Annotated in this window: 17 protein-coding genes; 10 read left to right on the plus strand and 7 right to left on the minus strand. The window is 69.9% G+C overall.

Translation table 11 applies throughout. The annotated features are described in order from the left end of the window. Positions 1-89 precede the first annotated feature (89 nt). Entirely contained in the window at positions 90-1,394 is a 1,305-nt protein-coding gene (gene hemW / locus H0B56_RS11920) for a radical SAM family heme chaperone HemW (protein WP_180893086.1), read from the minus strand. 367 nt (positions 1,395-1,761) lie between these two features. Between hemW and H0B56_RS11925 the strand changes: the two genes are divergently transcribed. The 7 genes from H0B56_RS11925 to H0B56_RS11950 are packed head-to-tail and all read left to right on the plus strand — an operon-like array spanning position 1,762 to position 8,172. Continuing rightward, the gene (locus tag H0B56_RS11925; protein WP_180893087.1) at positions 1,762-3,441 is read left to right on the plus strand and encodes a nitrite/sulfite reductase; all 1,680 of its coding nucleotides are present in this window, start codon (positions 1,762-1,764) and stop codon (positions 3,439-3,441) included. Next, positions 3,438-3,599 (plus strand): Insertion element protein, encoded by a 162-nt coding sequence (locus H0B56_RS22835; RefSeq protein ID WP_246361101.1) that lies wholly within the window; start codon positions 3,438-3,440, stop codon positions 3,597-3,599. The genes H0B56_RS11925 and H0B56_RS22835 overlap by 4 nt, the downstream gene beginning before the upstream one ends. Further along, on the plus strand, positions 3,596-4,297 hold the full coding sequence (locus H0B56_RS11930; RefSeq protein WP_180893088.1) for a phosphoadenylyl-sulfate reductase: 702 nt from the start codon (positions 3,596-3,598) through the stop codon (positions 4,295-4,297). Before H0B56_RS22835 ends, H0B56_RS11930 begins: the two co-directional genes overlap by 4 nt. A gap of 12 nt (positions 4,298-4,309) precedes the next feature. Next, a complete protein-coding gene (gene cysD / locus H0B56_RS11935; RefSeq protein WP_180893089.1) occupies positions 4,310-5,254 on the plus strand; it encodes a sulfate adenylyltransferase subunit CysD in 945 nt (314 codons plus the stop codon). A 2-nt stretch (positions 5,255-5,256) separates the two neighbouring features. Beyond that, positions 5,257-6,570, plus strand: a complete 1,314-nt coding sequence (locus H0B56_RS11940) for a sulfate adenylyltransferase subunit 1 (RefSeq protein ID WP_180893090.1) — start codon at positions 5,257-5,259, stop codon at positions 6,568-6,570. Continuing rightward, positions 6,567-7,385, plus strand: a complete 819-nt coding sequence (locus H0B56_RS11945; protein ID WP_180893091.1) for a CbiX/SirB N-terminal domain-containing protein — start codon at positions 6,567-6,569, stop codon at positions 7,383-7,385. Before H0B56_RS11940 ends, H0B56_RS11945 begins: the two co-directional genes overlap by 4 nt. A gap of 22 nt (positions 7,386-7,407) precedes the next feature. Beyond that, the gene (locus tag H0B56_RS11950) at positions 7,408-8,172 is read left to right on the plus strand and encodes an enoyl-CoA hydratase-related protein (RefSeq protein ID WP_180893092.1); all 765 of its coding nucleotides are present in this window, start codon (positions 7,408-7,410) and stop codon (positions 8,170-8,172) included. A gap of 63 nt (positions 8,173-8,235) precedes the next feature. Here H0B56_RS11950 and H0B56_RS11955 read toward each other — a convergent pair whose 3' ends face one another. Together H0B56_RS11955 and H0B56_RS11960 are read right to left on the minus strand one after the other, a co-directional pair. After that, positions 8,236-8,625 carry a barstar family protein gene (locus H0B56_RS11955; protein ID WP_343063866.1) on the minus strand — a complete coding sequence of 130 codons (390 nt, stop codon included), beginning with the start codon at positions 8,623-8,625 and terminating at the stop codon, positions 8,236-8,238. Between the two features lie 64 nt (positions 8,626-8,689). Beyond that, complete coding sequence (locus H0B56_RS11960; protein WP_180893094.1) at positions 8,690-8,869, minus strand: hypothetical protein; 180 nt, start codon at positions 8,867-8,869, stop codon at positions 8,690-8,692. A 128-nt stretch (positions 8,870-8,997) separates the two neighbouring features. Here H0B56_RS11960 and H0B56_RS11965 point away from each other — a divergent pair, with 128 nt between their 5' ends. Together H0B56_RS11965 and H0B56_RS11970 are read left to right on the plus strand one after the other, a co-directional pair. Beyond that, entirely contained in the window at positions 8,998-9,963 is a 966-nt protein-coding gene (locus tag H0B56_RS11965; protein ID WP_180893095.1) for a zinc-binding dehydrogenase, read from the plus strand. A gap of 216 nt (positions 9,964-10,179) precedes the next feature. Continuing rightward, entirely contained in the window at positions 10,180-11,187 is a 1,008-nt protein-coding gene (locus H0B56_RS11970) for an alpha/beta fold hydrolase (RefSeq protein ID WP_180893096.1), read from the plus strand. A gap of 11 nt (positions 11,188-11,198) precedes the next feature. Here the strand turns inward: H0B56_RS11970 and H0B56_RS11975 are convergent, their stop codons facing one another. The 4 genes from H0B56_RS11975 to H0B56_RS11990 form a co-directional block, all read right to left on the minus strand. Continuing rightward, complete coding sequence (locus H0B56_RS11975) at positions 11,199-12,248, minus strand: NAD(P)H-dependent flavin oxidoreductase (RefSeq protein WP_180893097.1); 1,050 nt, start codon at positions 12,246-12,248, stop codon at positions 11,199-11,201. Between the two features lie 83 nt (positions 12,249-12,331). Then, complete coding sequence (lepA, locus tag H0B56_RS11980; RefSeq protein ID WP_343063867.1) at positions 12,332-14,200, minus strand: translation elongation factor 4; 1,869 nt, start codon at positions 14,198-14,200, stop codon at positions 12,332-12,334. A gap of 120 nt (positions 14,201-14,320) precedes the next feature. Next, on the minus strand, positions 14,321-14,695 hold the full coding sequence (locus H0B56_RS11985) for a VOC family protein (protein WP_180893099.1): 375 nt from the start codon (positions 14,693-14,695) through the stop codon (positions 14,321-14,323). Positions 14,696-14,741: 46 nt separating this feature from the next. Next, the gene (locus H0B56_RS11990) at positions 14,742-15,608 is read right to left on the minus strand and encodes an EamA family transporter (RefSeq protein WP_180893100.1); all 867 of its coding nucleotides are present in this window, start codon (positions 15,606-15,608) and stop codon (positions 14,742-14,744) included. A gap of 232 nt (positions 15,609-15,840) precedes the next feature. Here H0B56_RS11990 and rpsT point away from each other — a divergent pair, with 232 nt between their 5' ends. Next, positions 15,841-16,101, plus strand: a complete 261-nt coding sequence (gene rpsT, locus H0B56_RS11995; protein ID WP_180893101.1) for a 30S ribosomal protein S20 — start codon at positions 15,841-15,843, stop codon at positions 16,099-16,101. Positions 16,102-16,158 lie beyond the last annotated feature (57 nt).

Here is a 16,158-nt window from a genome sequence, read left to right on the forward strand (position 1 = left end):
TACCTCCGTGTGGTCGTGGACATGGGCTACCACCCCCAGTTTACGGACCCTGCGGCACGCTCACCCCGTGCTCGGGCGCCGCACCACCGTCACTCCAGTAGCCGGCACACCACCCCGTCGGCCAGCAGCCTGCCACGCCTGGTCAGGACGGCACGCCCGCCGTCGAACGCCGCGGGGTCGAGCAGTCCGCCGGCGGCGGCCTCCGACGCGGCACGCAGCCCGGCATCACCGAGCTCGCCTGTGGGCAGGCCCTCCGAGGTACGCAGCCGCAACATCACGCGCTCGGTGCCGCGATCCTCCTCGGTCAGGCGCTCACCGTCCTGGACAGGCAGCAGCCCGGCCCCGAGCAACGCCCCGTACCGGGCCGGGTGCTTGACGTTCCACCAGCGGATACCGCCGACGTGGCTGTGCGCGCCGGGACCGGCGCCCCACCAGTCACCGTCGTGCCAGTACCCCAGGTTGTGCCTGCACCGGGCATCCTCGCCGGCCGCCCAGTTGGAGACCTCGTACCAGCCCATCCCTGCCTCGTCGAGGACGTCGTCGATCAGCTCGTAGTCCTCGGCGAGCGTGTCCTCGTCGGGTGGGGCCAGCTCGCCGCGCCGCACCCGCCTGGCAAGGGCGGTGCCGTCCTCGACCGTCAGCGCGTACGCGGACACGTGGTCCACCTCCGCCGCCAGCACCGCCTCGAGCGAGGCGCGGAGGTCCTCCTTGCGCTCGCCAGGGGTCCCGTAGATCAGGTCCAGGTTGACGTGCTCGAACCCCGCGGCCCGCGCCTCCCGCGCGGCCGTCACGGCGCGGCCGGGGGTGTGCTGCCGGTCCAGCACGCGCAGCACGTGCTCGGCTGCCGATTGCATACCGAGCGACACCCTGGTGTAACCCGCGTCACGAATGCCGGCGAAGAACTCCGCGGACGTCGACTCGGGGTTGGACTCGGTGCTCACCTCGGCGCCCGCTGCGAGCCCGAACGCGTCCCGCACGGCCTGGAGCACGGCGCCGAGACCGTCCGCCCCCAGCAACGACGGTGTGCCTCCCCCGACGAACACCGTCTCGGCCCGGGGAGGGTCGCCGAGCACGGCGGCAGCCCGGCCGAGCTCGGTACGCAGCCCTTCCAGCCAGCTCCGCATCGACGATCCCGCATCGAGCTCGTCCGGCGTGTAGGTGTTGAAGTCGCAGTACCCGCAACGGGTGGCACAGAACGGCACGTGCACGTACACGCCGAACGGCGCGCGTGCTCGCCCGCCGAGCTCCTCGGCCGTCGGGCCGGAGCCCGCCGGCTCGCCGGCGGTCGCGCTCCGGTGCGCGGGGTCGCCGTCATGTACGACGCTCGCGTGCGCGGGATGAACGCCGTCATGTACGACGCTCGCGTGCGCGGGATAAACACCGTCATGTGCCACACCTACAGTGTCCCGGACCGGGGCGGGAGCCGCGGCGGGAGGTACCGGGCGACCCGATCGAGTCGTGACCCTCCTCCCACCATATGGGCACAGCTAGACCGCATACTGGGCGACTGGCACCCTGGGAATCATGACTTCTCCCGGTATCGTCCTCGTGGTTCGCCGCCACGTCGACTACCGGCGTGTGTCCAGCGCCCTCTGCCGGCCGGCGGCCTGAAGTCGCTGGGGTATCCCCGCCCGCGGACGCATCCGATCTCTCACTGTGCGAGCAGCGCTGCTCCACCGTCCGGAGCGTGCGCACCGGCGACGGCCGACCCTGACCCACCTGCATCGCGTGCACGACATCGTTGTGAGACCGGAGGACGACGTGACATCTCCATCCGCCCCGAAGCGAACCAAGCAACGCCGGGGTGAAGGGCAGTGGGCTCTCGGGTACCGCGAGCCGCTGAACCCGAACGAGCGCTCCAAGAAGGACGACCACCCCCTCAACGTGCGCGCCCGTATCGAGAACATCTACGCCCACCGCGGGTTCGAGTCGATCGACCCGGGTGATCTCCGTGGGCGTTTCCGCTGGTATGGGCTCTACACGCAGCGCAAGCCGGGAATCGACGGTGGGCGCACCGCCACGCTCGAGCCCGAGGAGCTCGACGACTCCTACTTCATGCTGCGCGTGCGCATCGACGGCGGTGCGTTGACGACCTCGCAGCTGTCCCTGCTCGGCGAGCTCTCCCAGACCTACGCACGCGACTCCGCCGACATCACCGACCGCCAGAACATCCAGTACCACTGGATCCGCATCGAGGACATGCCCACCATCTGGGCACGCCTCGAGGAGGCCGGGCTGTCCACGATGACCGCGTGCGGCGATGCGCCCCGCGTGATCCTGAGCTCCCCGGTGGGCGGCATCGCCTCCGACGAGGTGATCGACCCCACACCGGCCATCGAGGAGATCCAGAACCGCTACCTCGGCGACCCGTCACTGGCCAACCTGCCGCGCAAGTACAAGACGGCGATCTCCGGGCTGCAGGACGTCGCACACGAGGTGCACGACATCGCCTTCGTGGGGGTCGAGCACCCCGAGCACGGCCCGGGCTTCGACCTCTGGGTCGGTGGCGGGCTGTCCACGAACCCGATGATCGGTCAGCGCCTGGGCACCTGGGTGCCCAGGGACGAGGTCCCCGAGGTGTGGGCCGGGGTGACCAAGCTGTTCCGGGACTACGGCTACCGCCGCCTGCGGCACCGCGCGCGCATCAAGTTCCTCGTCAAGGACTGGGGCGCGGAGAAGTTCCGCGAGGTCCTCGAGTCCGAGTACCTGGGCAGGCAGCTGGTCGACGGCCCGGCGCCGGAGGTCCCCGAGCAGCCGCGTGACCATGTCGGCGCGCACCGGCAGAAGGACGGCAACTACTACGTGGGTGCCGCCCCCGTCGCGGGGCGGGTGTCCGGCAGCACGTTGCTGGGCGTCGCCAAGGCAGCCGAGCGCGCGGGCTCGGGGCGCGTCCGGTTGACGCCCCAGCAGAAGCTCGTCGTGCTCGACGTCCCCGAGTCCGAGGTAGAGGGACTGCAGTCCGAACTGAGCACCCTCGGCCTGGACGCGACGGCGTCGCCCTGGCGCCGTGGCGTGATGGCCTGCACCGGCATCGAGTTCTGCAAGCTGGCGATCGTGGAGACCAAGGACCGCGCCAAGCAGCTCGTCGCCGACCTGGAGCAGCGGCTGGCCGACATCACCGACGGGATCACCACGCCGATCAGCGTGCACCTCAACGGCTGCCCCAACTCCTGCGCGCGCATCCAGACCGCGGACATCGGCCTGAAGGGTCAGATCGTCACCGACGACGACGGCAACCAGGTCGAGGGCTTCCAGGTCCATCTCGGCGGCGGCCTCGGGCTGGACGCCGGGTTCGGGCGCAAGCTGCGTGGCCACAAGGTCACCAGCGCGGAGCTGGGCGACTACGTCGAGCGGGTCGTCCGCACGTTCGTCGAGCAGCGCGAAGAGGGCGAGCGTTTCCCCCAGTGGGTGCAGCGCGCCAGTGATGACGATCTGAAATGAGTGAGCGTGCGACTCCGTTTCACTGCCCCTACTGCGGTGACGAGGACCTACGGCCCACAGAGGAGGCCGACACGCCCGGTGCGTGGCTGTGCGCCGCGTGCCGGCGAGTGTTCACGGTGAAACTCGTCGGACTGTCCTTTCCGGAAGGTGCGAGATGACAGCAGCAGACACCACGGAGCGTCTCAAGGCACTCGCCGAGCGGGGCGCGTCCGAGCTGGCCGAGGCCACCGCCGACGAGGCCCTGCGGTGGGCCGTCGAGGAGTTCGGCGAGCGCCTGATCGTGGCCTCCAACATGCAGGACGCGGTACTGATCGACCTCGCGGCCAACGTCAAACCGGACGTGGACGTGCTGTTCCTGGAGACCGGCTACCACTTCGCCGAGACGATCGGCACGCGCGACGCGATCGCCGCGACCTACCCGCGGATCCGCATCGTCAACGCCGAGGCCGAGCAGTCGGTCGCCGAGCAGGAGGCCGAGTTCGGCCTGCTGTACCAGACGCAGCCCGACAAGTGCTGCCACCTGCGCAAGGTCGTGCCACTGCAGCGCACCCTCGCCGGCTACGACGCGTGGGTCACCGGGGTGCGCCGTACCGACGCCCCGACGCGGGCGAACACCCCGATCGTGCAGTGGGACAGCCGCAACGGGCTGGTGAAGATCAACCCGATCGCGCCGTGGACCGACGAGCAGTTCAACGCCTACATCGCCGAGCACGGCATCGTGGAGAACCCCCTGGTCACGGCCGGATACCCGTCCATAGGCTGCCAGCCGTGCACCGCCAAGGTCGCCGCAGGGGACGACCCCCGCAGCGGGCGCTGGGTGGGTTCTGCCAAGACCGAATGCGGCCTGCACGCCTGAGGGAAGGAAACCATGACCGCTGAACACACCGCCGAGCCGGTCGCGCCCGGCTCGGGCCAGGACGCGGCGATCGACAACCTCGCCGCGCTGGAGTCCGAGGCGATCCACATCTTCCGCGAGGTGGCCGGGGAATTCGACCGCCCGGTGATCCTGTTCTCCGGTGGTAAGGACTCCACCGTGCTCCTGCACCTGGCCATCAAGGCGTTCTGGCCCGCTCCGGTGCCGTTCCCGCTGCTGCACGTCGACACCGGGCACAACTTCGACGAAGTGATCGAGTTCCGGGACCGGGTCGTGGAGAAGTACGGGCTACGGCTGGTCGTGGCCAAGGTGCAGGACTGGATCGACGACGGCCGCCTCACCGAGCGCCCGGACGGCACGCGCAACCCCCTGCAGACCACGCCGCTGCTGGACACCATCGGCGAGCACGGCTTCGACGCGGTGTTCGGTGGCGGCCGCAGGGACGAGGAACGCGCGCGCGCCAAGGAGCGCATCTTCAGCCTGCGCAACGCCTTCGGCCAGTGGGAGCCGCGCAGGCAACGTGCCGAGCTGTGGAACCTCTACAACGGACGGCACCGCCCCGGTGAGCACGTCCGGGTGTTCCCGCTGTCCAACTGGACCGAGTTCGATGTGTGGAACTACATCGCGCGGGAGAAGGTCGAGCTGCCGTCCATCTACTTCGCGCACCAGCGCGACGTGTACCTGCGGGACGGCATGTGGCTCACCGAGGGGCCGTGGGGTGGCCCGCGCGACGGCGAGGACGTGCACACCAGGACGGTCCGGTACCGCACCGTGGGTGATGGTTCCTGCACCGGCGCGGTCGAGTCCACGGCCACGACGATCGAAGAGGTCATCGCCGAGGTACAGGCCAGCAGGTTGACCGAACGTGGCGCCACCCGAGCGGACGACCGCATGTCCGAGGCCGCCATGGAGGACCGCAAGCGTGAGGGGTACTTCTGATCATGAGTTCACTGTTGAGGCTGGCCACGGCGGGCAGTGTGGACGACGGCAAGTCCACGCTTGTGGGCCGCCTGCTCTACGACACCAAGTCGGTGCTCGCCGATCAGCTCGACGCCGTGACACGTGCCAGCGTCGACAGGGGGCTGGATACTCCTGACCTGTCACTGCTGGTCGACGGGCTGCGCTCGGAACGCGAGCAGGGCATCACCATCGATGTGGCCTACCGGTACTTCGCGACCCCGCAGCGCTCCTTCGTGCTCGCCGACACCCCGGGGCACGTGCAGTACACCCGCAACACCGTCACCGGCGCCTCCACCGCCCAGCTCGCGGTGCTGCTCGTCGACGCGCGCAACGGGGTCCTCGAGCAGACCCGCAGGCACGCGGCGGTGCTCGCGATGCTCGGAGTGCCGAGGCTGGTGCTGGCGGTGAACAAGATCGACCTGGTCGACTACGACGAGAGCACCTTCGAGGTGATCGCCAAGGAGTTCACCGACCACGCCGTCTCGCTCGGCTACCCCGTGGGCGAGGTGCTCTCCATCCCGATCTCCGCCCTGCAGGGCGACAACGTCGTGACCCGCTCCGAGAACACGCCCTGGTACACCGGCCCGGCACTGCTGGAACACCTGGAGACGGTGCCGGTGGCGCCGGACCCGCACGACGCGCCCTTCCGGTTGCCCGTGCAGTACGTGATCCGCCCCCGAACCGCCGACTACCCGGACTACCGCGGGTACGCCGGGCAGATCGCGTCCGGCACGGTGCGGCCCGGTGACGAGGTCGTCGTGCTTCCGCAGGGGTTGCGCTCCACGGTCACGGGCATCGACACCGCGGACGGCCCGCTCGGCGAGGCGGGCTCGGGTAACTCCGTCACCGTGCTGCTCGACGACGACCTCGACATCGCGCGGGGCGACCTGATCGCCTCCGCAGGTTCGGCTCCCGAGCCGACCGACGAGCTCAGCGCGACCGTGTGCTGGCTGGCGAACTCCGCGCTGCGTGCCGGTTCGCGGGTGCTGCTCAAGCACGGCGCGAAGACCGTCCAGGCCTTCGTCGAGGAGATCGTCGCACGCTTCGACGAGCAGCAGCTGCGGGCCGTACAGGCCCCGGAGAGCCTGGAGCTCAACCACATCGGGCAGGTGCGGCTGCGCACGTCCGAGCCGCTGCCTGCCGACGACTACCGTACCTCGCCGCGCACCGGCTCGTTCCTGATCATCGACCCGAAGGACGGCGACACGCTGGCAGCCGGCCTGGTGGGTGTCGGGTTCCCGGCGCTGGGCGACGGGCAGGCCGCTAGCACCGACGGGCAGGGAGCCACGGGGTGAGCACACCGCCACTGGTCGCCGTCGCGCACGGGAGCAGGGACGCGCGTTCGGCGGCAACGGTGCGCGCGCTGGCCCGCGCGGTGCGGGACCAGGCACCGGACCTCGAGGTGCGCACCGCCTTCCTCGACCTGTCCGAGCCCACGCTCGCCGAGGTGCTCGGCGAGCTGCACTCCGCGGGGCACAGGGACGTCGTCGTCGTGCCGCTGCTGCTGGGCAGTGCCTTCCACGCCCGTGTGGACCTTCCCGAGCTCATCGCGGACATCGGCACGAGCATGCCGCTGTTGCGTGTCACCGTGTCCGGGGTCCTCGGCCCGGACCCCGCGCTCGAGTCGGCCGCACTCGACCGGCTGCGGCAGGCCGGTGCCGAACCCGGCGACCCCGAGGTCGGGGTGGCGTTGACCGGTGTCGGTTCCTCGCGCGAAGCCGCCAACGAGGCCGTGGCGACCATCGCACGGCGCTGGCACGGCAGCACGGGGTTCGCAGCGGTCACGCACGCCTTCGCCACCGCGCGGCCGGGCCCGGCCACCGCGCTGGCCAGGCTGCGTGCGCGCGGGGCGCGCAAGCAGGCGATCGCGCCATGGTTCCTGGCTCCCGGCCTGCTCCTCGACCGGATCGCCCTGGAGGCTCCGGACTGCCGCATCGCCGAGCCCCTCGGCGACCATCCCCTCGTCGCCGAACTGGTCCTGCGCCGCTACCACGCCGTGTCGGGCAGCACAGCACACCGTGTCGGGCACCGTGTCACGCCGAGTCGCGCGGCGTCGGCCCAGCCGGCACTGACACCGGCACTGCCTACCGCTGCCTCCCTCGCCGGCTGACCGTGCTTATAGCCTGGGGCGCATGGCAGACGAACTTGTGCACTACGCGGTCTCCGGCGGCATCGCGACCATCACCCTGGACTCACCACACAACCGCAACGCGCTGTCGGCGCAGTTGCGGCGCGAACTCGGCGCGGGACTGACCGCGGCGAGCGAGGACCCGGATGTGCGGGTCATCGTGCTCGACCACACCTCCGAGGTGTTCTGCGCCGGTATGGACCTCAAGGAAGCGCGGGACACGGACGCCTCGGAACAAGGCGTCAACGAGTTCCCCAACATCCTCACGCAGATCCTGACCAGCGCGAAACCGGTCGTCGCCAAGCTCGCCGGGCCGGCACGGGCAGGCGGCGTGGGCATCGTCGCGGCCGCGGACATCTCCGTGGCCAGCCGCGCGGCGACGTTCGCCTTCACCGAGGTACGCCTCGGTCTGGTACCCGCCGTCATCTCCGTGCCCATCCTGCCCAGGTTGCTGCCTCGCCAGGCCCGCGAGCTGTTCCTGACCGGGGAACGGTTCGACGCCGACCGGGCCGCACAGGTCGGTCTGGTCAACTCGGCGGTGGACCCCGAGTCGCTGGACGACGAGGTCGACCGGTACGTCACCGCGCTGGCGCGGGGCGGGCCGAACGCCCTCGCCGCCACCAAGCGGCTGCTGGACTCCCACGACGAGCTACCGCAGCGTTTCGACGAGATGCTGTCGCTGTCCGCGGAGTTCTTCGCGGGCTCGGAAGCGCAGGAAGGCATCGCGGCGTTCGCGCAGAAGCGCGCACCGGGCTGGGTCCCGGAGTAGGCCGCGTGCCGGCAGTGACGAGCGGCCCGCGCTCCCGCGCGGCAGGGAGCGCGGGCCGCCGCCTCAGCGTTCGGTGAGCACCACGGTGAACCTGCGACCGTACCCGGGCCTGCCCGCCGGGGCGAGCGCGCGCTGGGCGTCCGAGAGCACGCTGCGAATGGCCAGGTAGGCCTTGGGGTCCGCGTTGGCCAGGTCGCTCGCCGCGCTCCAGATCAGCACGTGCTCACCGGCCGGAAGCCAGGACAGGTCGGTCAGGCAGTCCCGCAAGGCATCCAAGCTGCGCTCGACACCGTCCGGAAACGACAGCGTCGTCGCGATCGCGTCGAGCACCGACGCGCTGTCCCGCAGGCCCGTACCGTCGAACTGATGGGCGTAAGCACCCCGCGCACGTGCCTCCGCGGCGGCAGTCACACCGTCGGGTGCCGACTCCTGCTTCACCACCGGATCACTCACTGGAGATACCTGCCGATCTGGATCGTTGTTGCTGGACGGATCTGTGCCGGTCATTGCCAGTTACTCACGTCACGGGGCCGCGCGCAAAGCCGGCCGCGGACCAGTGGGCCGCGGCCGGGAGCACCTCGGAGCTGTTCGCCCCGCCGGCTTGCTCGTCACCGAGTAGCTCGGAAGCGAGCCAGCCGGCGAGGACCAGGATGAGTAAGCCGACCAGTGCGATCGTGATCCGCCGTCTGGAGAACACACCGAAATGGTAGGGACCGCCTGATCGCTCGCCGTGACCGCCCCACTCATCGCCGCTGGACCACTCAGGTGATCGGCACGGCCACAGGGCTTACCGGCACTGCCGTACCGCGCGGTACGTTGGGCCCCATGTTTGCCGTATACGCTTCCGAGCCCAACGCCGACGACCCGCTGGCTTCCCTGGTCGCCGGTGACCGCCCCGCCGAGGACCCGCCGGACGGGTGGGTCTCGGTCACCGTACGAGCCGCCAGCCTGAACATGCACGACATCTGGACGCTGCGCGGCGTCGGGATCAAGCCGGACCAGTTCCCGATGATCCTCGGGTGTGACGGTGCCGGCGTCCTCGACGACGGCACCGAGGTCGTCCTCCACTCGGTCATCGGCGATCCGGCGTGGGACGGGGACGAGACGCTCGACCCGAAGCGCACGCTGCTGACCGAGAAACACCAGGGTACGTTCGCCGAGAAGGTCATCGTTCCCGCCCGCAACGCCGTACCGAAGCCGCCGGAGCTGTCCTTCGTCGAGGGTGCGTCCATGGGCACGGCATGGCTGACGGCCTACCGGATGCTGTTCGTCAAGTCCGGGCTGCGCCCCGGTCAGACGATGCTGGTCCAGGGAGCTTCCGGCGGAGTGGCCACGGCTCTCATCCAGCTCGGCCGCGCGGCGGGCCTGCGGGTATGGGCCACCGGCCGTACCGACGCCAAGCGCGAGCTCGCCGCGTCGCTCGGCGCGCACGAGACCTTCGAGCCCGGTACGCGGCTCCCCGAGCGTGTCGACGGCGTGTTCGAGACCGTCGGCAAGTCGACATGGTCCCACTCGCTGAAGTCCCTCAAGCCAGGCGGCATCATCGTGGTATCCGGCGCCACCAGCGGACCCGACGCAGCCGCCGAGCTGCAGCGGGTGTTCTTCCTGCAGCTACGCATCGCCGGCTCCACCATGGGAACGCGGGCCGAGCTGGCTGAGCTGCTCGAGTTCGTGCGGCTGACCGGGATCCGGCCGCAGATCGGCAGCGAGCTGCCGCTCGGCGACGCGGCGAACGGCTTCCGCACCATGCTGGACGGGGAGACCTCCGGAAAGGTCGTGTTCACCATCTGACGGACCGGTACGGCGACCGTCCGGGGGCAGCGTGTGTCTCGCGATCCCCTCCGTCGCGAGCGGGGATCGGGAGAGGCCCCTACTCCGATCAGCGGAGTCCGGCCCGGTGCACGACCGGGCCGGACTCGCAGGTCACAACCGTTCGAGCGAGTTGATACGGCTTCGTGACCGGGTATTTGCCCGGCATACCGGCACCGCGGTGCGTAGCCTGTGAGTATGACCACAGGACCGGATCAGGAGATGCCCGACCAGTCGGGCATCCGTGCCGGATACCAGCGGTTCGCCGGTATCCGCACGCGGACGCTCGAGGTCGGGACCGTACCGGCCGGGCCGGAACGACCGCGACACGGTCTGCTCCGCAAGGCGCGCACCGGGTCCAGCAGGCCACAGCGGCCCCGGTTCGTGCTGCTGCACGGCTACTGCGACAGCGCGGACACCTGGCGCGGCGTTCTCCGCAGGCTCGCCGCGGAGGGACACTCCGCCATCGCGGTCGACCTCCCCGGCTTCGGAGAGGCCGACGACCTGCGTCCCGGCCAGATCCTGCCGCAGCACGACGCGTTCCTGCGGTCGGTCATCGTCGAGCAGGCCGTGCAGGGTGACGTCGTGCTCGTCGGCAACTCGCTCGGCGGCACCGCGAGCCTGCGCGCGGCGCACGACGACTCCCTGCCCATCGCGGGCGTGCTGTCCATCGCGGCACCCGGCCTCGCCGACAGCCTGCTGGTCCGCACGGTCGCACGCAATCCCCTCCCGCTGCGGCTGTACGCATCGCTACCGGTCCCGGTGCCGAGCGCCATCGTGCGCACCGTGGCAAGTGCCGTCATCCCGCGGCTGCTCTACGCTGACCCCTCCGATGCCGACTCCGCCGAGACGGAGAGGTTCGCCCAGCTGGTGTCCGACTACGCGCGCACCAAGCTCCGGTTGGAGCAGGCGCGGCAGCTCGTTTCCGAGATCGACAACGCGTACCAGCTGGACAAGGTACGGGCCCCGTTGCTCGCGGTCGGATGCGGCAAGGACAGGCTCGTCAGCACGGCCGGCGCCAAGCGGCTGCACACGCTGGTTCCGCACAGCAGGATGCTGGTGAAGCAGGACTGGGGGCACTGCCCGCAGCTGGACGCTCCCGCGGATCTGGCCCAGCTCATCGCCTTCTTCGCAGCCAGCTGCCGCCGGAGCGCCTCGCGCGGCACTGTGCCGTCCCGCGCGACCCCGGACTCCATGGCCGGCTAGCGCCGTCGGGCTCACAATCGGTCACGTGCGACATCGAGGGCGTCCCTGGCCTGCTTGGCCAGCGACGCGATGATCTCGGCTGCCGGCTTCTCCTCCGCCAGCTGGTACGTACGTCCCGCCCACAACGACATGGCTTCCGGGTCCCCGGCCTCGGTAGCGGCGGCGCGGATCGGTTTGGTCATGTGGTGCAGCTGGGGGTAGGCCACCGGGGCGTACGCGGAGTGCTCGCTGATGAACCTGTTCATCAGACCCCGCGCGGGACGGCCGGTGAACGCGCGCGTGAACCTGGTGCCGCGACCCGCCTTCGCGAGCGCGTCCCGGTACACCGGTGACGTCCCGGACTCGGTCGCGCGCAGGAACGCGCTGCCCATCTGGGCCGCGACCGCTCCGGCGGAGAGCACCGCCGCGACATCGGCCCCGTTGACCAGTCCCCCCGCCGCGATGACCGGGATATCCAGCTCGGCACGGAGGTTGCGCAGGACGGCGAGCACCCCGTAGAGCTCGCCACCGGCCGCGTCGACACCCGAATCGGTGAACGTTCCCCGGTGGCCGCCCGCGTCGCAGCCCTGCACGCAGATCGCGTCCGCACCGAGCGCGGCGGCCTGGCGTCCCTCCTCCGGGGTCGCCACCGTGATGACCACGCTGCTGCCTGCTTTCTTGACGCGCGCGGTATCGGTCGCCGACGGCAGCTGGAACGTGAACGACACGACCGGAACGCGGCTGGCGACCACCGCATCCAGCTTGGCCGGGTAGTTGTCGTCGTCCCAGACGGCGCTTCCCGGCTCGGTGCCGTACCGCTGCCCCTCGGTACGCATCCGGTCCCGGTAGTCCGACATGTCGCGGGCAACCCGCTCGCGCGGCACGAACAGGTTCACCCCGAACGGTCCGTCGGTCAGGCTCCTGGTCCGTCCGATCTGGTCGACCAGCTTCTCGGGAGTGAGCATGCCGCCCGCGAGGAACCCGAACGCCCCGGCATCCGCCGCAGCGGCGACCAGCTCGGGGGTGGAGGGTCCACCCGCCATCGGGGCAACGATGACGGGTATCCGTAGGTCGGAGAACATAGCCCGAGCATAGGACCCGCGAAAGCGGCCACCCGGACGGGCGATGCCGTTCGCGCTCATACCCACGACCACACGCCGCGCGCCTACTTCTTGCCCTTGCTCTTGTCGCCGCCCTTGTCGCCCTTGTCGCTCGAGCCCTCCGTGGACAGCGCGGCAACGAAGGCTTCCTGCGGTACCTCGACCCTGCCCACGGTCTTCATCCGCTTCTTGCCTTCCTTCTGCTTCTCCAGCAACTTGCGCTTCCTGGAGATGTCACCGCCGTAGCACTTGGCCAGCACGTCCTTACGCAACGCCCGCACCGTCTCGCGCGCGATGATGCGCGAGCCGACGGCGGCCTGGATCGGCACCTCGAACTGCTGCCGGGGGATCAGCTCACGCAGCCGGGTGGTCATCTTGGTGCCGTAGGAGTAGGCGAAGTCCTTGTGCACGATCGCCGAGAACGCGTCCACCGTCTCGCCCTGCATGAGGATGTCGACCTTGACGAGGTCCGATTCCTGTAGCCCTGCGTCCTCGTAGTCCAGGGAGGCGTACCCGCGGGTTCGCGACTTGAGCGAGTCGAAGAAGTCGAAAATGATCTCCCCGAGCGGCATCTTGTAGCGCAGCTCGACACGATCCTCCGACAGGTAGTCCATCCCGAGCATCTGGCCGCGCTTGCCCTGGCACAGCTCCATCACCGCACCGATGAACTCGGCAGGCGCGATGACGGTCACCTTGCTCATCGGCTCGTGCACCTCGGCGATCTTGCCGGTCGGCCAGTCCGAGGGGTTGGTTACCTGGAACTCGCTGCCATCGGTGAGGTAGACGTCGTAGACCACGTTCGGCGCGGTGGAGATGAGGTCCAAACCGTACTCGCGTTCCAGCCGCGCCCGCGTGATCTCCAGGTGCAGCAGGCCGAGGAACCCGCACCGGAACCCGAACCCGAGCGCCACGGAGTTCTCCGGCTCGTACGTCAGCGACGCGTCGTTGAGTTGCAGCTTCTCGAGCGCCTCACGCAACATCGAGTACTCCGACCCGTCGATCGGGTACAGTCCTGAGTAGACCATCGGCTGCGGGTCCCTGTACCCGGGCAACGGATCCGAGGCGCCGTGCTTCTCCGAGGTGACCGTGTCGCCGACCCTGGACTGGCGGACATCCTTCACGCCGGTGATCAGGTAACCGACCTCGCCGACGCCGAGGCCCGTGCACGAGTTCGGCTCCGGCGAGATGATCCCCACGTCGAGCAACTCGTGCGTGGCCCCTGTGGACATCATCTTGATCCGCTGCCGCGGCGTGATCTTGCCGTCCATCACCCGGATATAGGTCACCACACCCCGGTAGATGTCGTAGATCGAGTCGAAGATCATCGCGCGCGGCGGCGCGTCGGCATCCCCGACCGGCGCGGGAACCTGACGGACGACCTCGTCGAGCACCTCCCGCACGCCGTCACCCGTCTTCGCGGAGACGCGCAGCACGTCGGCCGGGTCGCACCCGATGATGTGGGCCAGCTCATCGGCGTACTTGTCCGGCTCCGCGGCCGGGAGGTCGATCTTGTTCAGCACCGGGATGATCGCGAGGTCCTGCTCCAGCGCGAGGTACAGGTTCGCCAGGGTCTGCGCCTCGATACCCTGCGCGGCGTCGACCAGCAGGATCGCGCCCTCACAGGCGTTCAGCGCACGGGAGACCTCGTAGGTGAAGTCGACGTGCCCGGGGGTGTCGATCAGGTGCAGCACGTGCTCGGTGTCGTCGAGAGTCCACGGCAGCCGCACGTTCTGCGCCTTGATCGTGATGCCGCGCTCACGCTCCAGGTCCATCCGGTCCAGGTACTGGTCGCGGTAGGCACGGTCGTCGAGTACCCCCGTCAGCTGCAGCATCCGGTCCGCAAGCGTCGACTTGCCGTGATCGATGTGGGCGATGATGCTGAAGTTCCGGATTCGCTCCGGGGGTGTAAAGGTCGTATCAGCGTACGTGGTCACTCGGCGTCCTCGGAATGGTCGGGTGTGCGACCTCCATACTCCCATGTCGGCACGGGCTGCCGTGACGATGCTCCGGGTCCACCCACCGGAAGCCGCTGCTCTCGCCGCCGGTACGCGTACTCAGCGCGTGTCCACCCGCAACGGATGCCCTGCCGGGACCTCGACCAGCACGATGCGGGTGCCGTCCGGATCGGAGATCCAGGCCTCGACCAGCCCCCACGGCTCCTCCCTCGGCTGCCGGTCGACCGGCACGCCCCGTTCGGTGAGGCCGGTCACCACCTCGTGCACGTCGCGAACCTGCAGCCACAACGCGACATCCGGTCCGGGCCCCGTGCTACCGGTTCCCACGATCTCGAGGAATCCGCCCCCGAGGAAGAACACCGTCCCGCCGGGGAACTCCCGGTACACCGCCAGCCCGAGAGTCTCGGCGTAGAACGCCCGCGTGAGCTCCGGGTCCCGGGGTTTCAGCAAGACTCGGCTGCTGAGCACATCCATGACCCGTGCTTACCCGCTCCTCGGCCACGCACACAATCCCTGCTGGTCAGGCCACCGCGATGGCGCCGATACCGAGCAGCACCACAGCGGAGCCGAGCACCCGTCTCGCCGGGTCCGCCTCACCGAGCACGCGCCAGGCGAACAGCCCGCCGAGCACGATACTCAGCTCCCGCACGGGAGCGACCAGGCTGACCGGAGCCAGCCGCATGGCGAACAGCACGAGCAGGTACGCCAGCGGCGAGAGCAGGCCCACAGCCAGGACCTGCGCGCGGTGACCCGACCACAGCGCGGCCACCCGCTGCCGCTGTCGCAGCGCCACCGGAGCGAGCAGGGCGCCCTGCAGCGCGGCAGCCGACGCGAAGTACACCACGGGCGGCGCGGCCAGCACCGTCACCGCGTAGGCGTCCCAGAGGGTGTACAGCGCGATCGTGCCGCCGGTGAGGACGCCGTAACCGATCCCGGCAGCGGGCTGCCGGAGCCGGGAGCCCGCCGAGCGGGCCCGGCCGAGCACGAACACCCCCGTCACCACGAGCAACGCGCCTGCCGTGCCCCACAAGCCAGGGCGTTCGCCGAACGCGGTCACGGCCACGACCAGCACCAGCAGCGGGCCGGTACCCCGCGCCAGCGGGTAGACCACCGACATGTCGCCGACCGCGTAGCCACGTTGCAGCACCACCCCGTACACCACGTGCAGCACCGCGGAGACCGCCGCGGCGAGGAACCAGCCTGCGCGCGGGACCTCCCCGGAGCGGGCCAGAAGGAACGCCGCGAACGGGAAGCACGCCAGCGCGGATACGCAGAAGTAGAGGAAGACGAACGCGGCGCCACCACCAGCCACCCGCTTGGCGGCGAGGTTCCAGGCAGCGTGGGCGACGGCAGCGGTCACCGTGAGCAACAACGCGGTAACGCTCACGACCACCTCGACCGACAGGTTCCGCCGACTCGTACCGCGACGGACGCTACAGCACCGCGACCCCGCGGACCTACCTCGCACGGGAGCCGGAAACCGTGCCGTGTACCCTGGACCGTTGTTGCCGTGTGGCATTCCGCCAAGGAGGAAGCCTGTCGCCGCCTCACGCGCGGCAGGGCCGGAGACATCGCGGCACGCATCCCACCGATGATCGAGCAGACGAAGGAGCGCCAGCGTGGCCAACATCAAGTCGCAGATGAAGCGTATTCGCACCAACGAGGAGGCGCGCCAGCGCAACCAGGCCGTCAAGTCGTCGGTGAAGACCGCGATCCGCAAGTTCCGCGAGGCCGCCAAGGCCGGCGACAAGGACAGGGCGATCGAGCTCCAGCGCGCGGCGGCCCGGAAGCTGGACAAGGCCGCGAGCAAGGGCGTCATCCACAAGAACCAGGCGGCCAACAAGAAGTCGGCGATGGCCAGGCACGTCGACTCGCTCTGAGGCGGCTGCCCCGGCCGCTACGCGGCCCCGCCAGCACGAATCCCCCTGGTCCAGTGC

It is taken from the genome of Haloechinothrix aidingensis (genome assembly GCF_013450155.1).
Classification (GTDB): Bacteria; Actinomycetota; Actinomycetes; order Mycobacteriales; family Pseudonocardiaceae; genus Haloechinothrix; species Haloechinothrix aidingensis.

Coding starts and splice junctions, on each gene's coding strand:
- H0B56_RS22835 (WP_246361101.1), top strand. CDS start 3,438: ATGAGTGAGCGTGCGACTCCGTTTCACTGCCCCTACTGCGGTGACGAG.
- H0B56_RS11930 (WP_180893088.1), top strand. CDS start 3,596: ATGACAGCAGCAGACACCACGGAGCGTCTCAAGGCACTCGCCGAGCGG.
- cysD (WP_180893089.1), top strand. CDS start 4,310: ATGACCGCTGAACACACCGCCGAGCCGGTCGCGCCCGGCTCGGGCCAG.
- H0B56_RS11940 (WP_180893090.1), top strand. CDS start 5,257: ATGAGTTCACTGTTGAGGCTGGCCACGGCGGGCAGTGTGGACGACGGC.
- H0B56_RS11950 (WP_180893092.1), top strand. CDS start 7,408: ATGGCAGACGAACTTGTGCACTACGCGGTCTCCGGCGGCATCGCGACC.
- H0B56_RS11965 (WP_180893095.1), top strand. CDS start 8,998: ATGTTTGCCGTATACGCTTCCGAGCCCAACGCCGACGACCCGCTGGCT.
- H0B56_RS11970 (WP_180893096.1), top strand. CDS start 10,180: ATGACCACAGGACCGGATCAGGAGATGCCCGACCAGTCGGGCATCCGT.
- H0B56_RS11975 (WP_180893097.1), bottom strand. CDS start 12,248: ATGTTCTCCGACCTACGGATACCCGTCATCGTTGCCCCGATGGCGGGT.
- H0B56_RS11985 (WP_180893099.1), bottom strand. CDS start 14,695: ATGGATGTGCTCAGCAGCCGAGTCTTGCTGAAACCCCGGGACCCGGAG.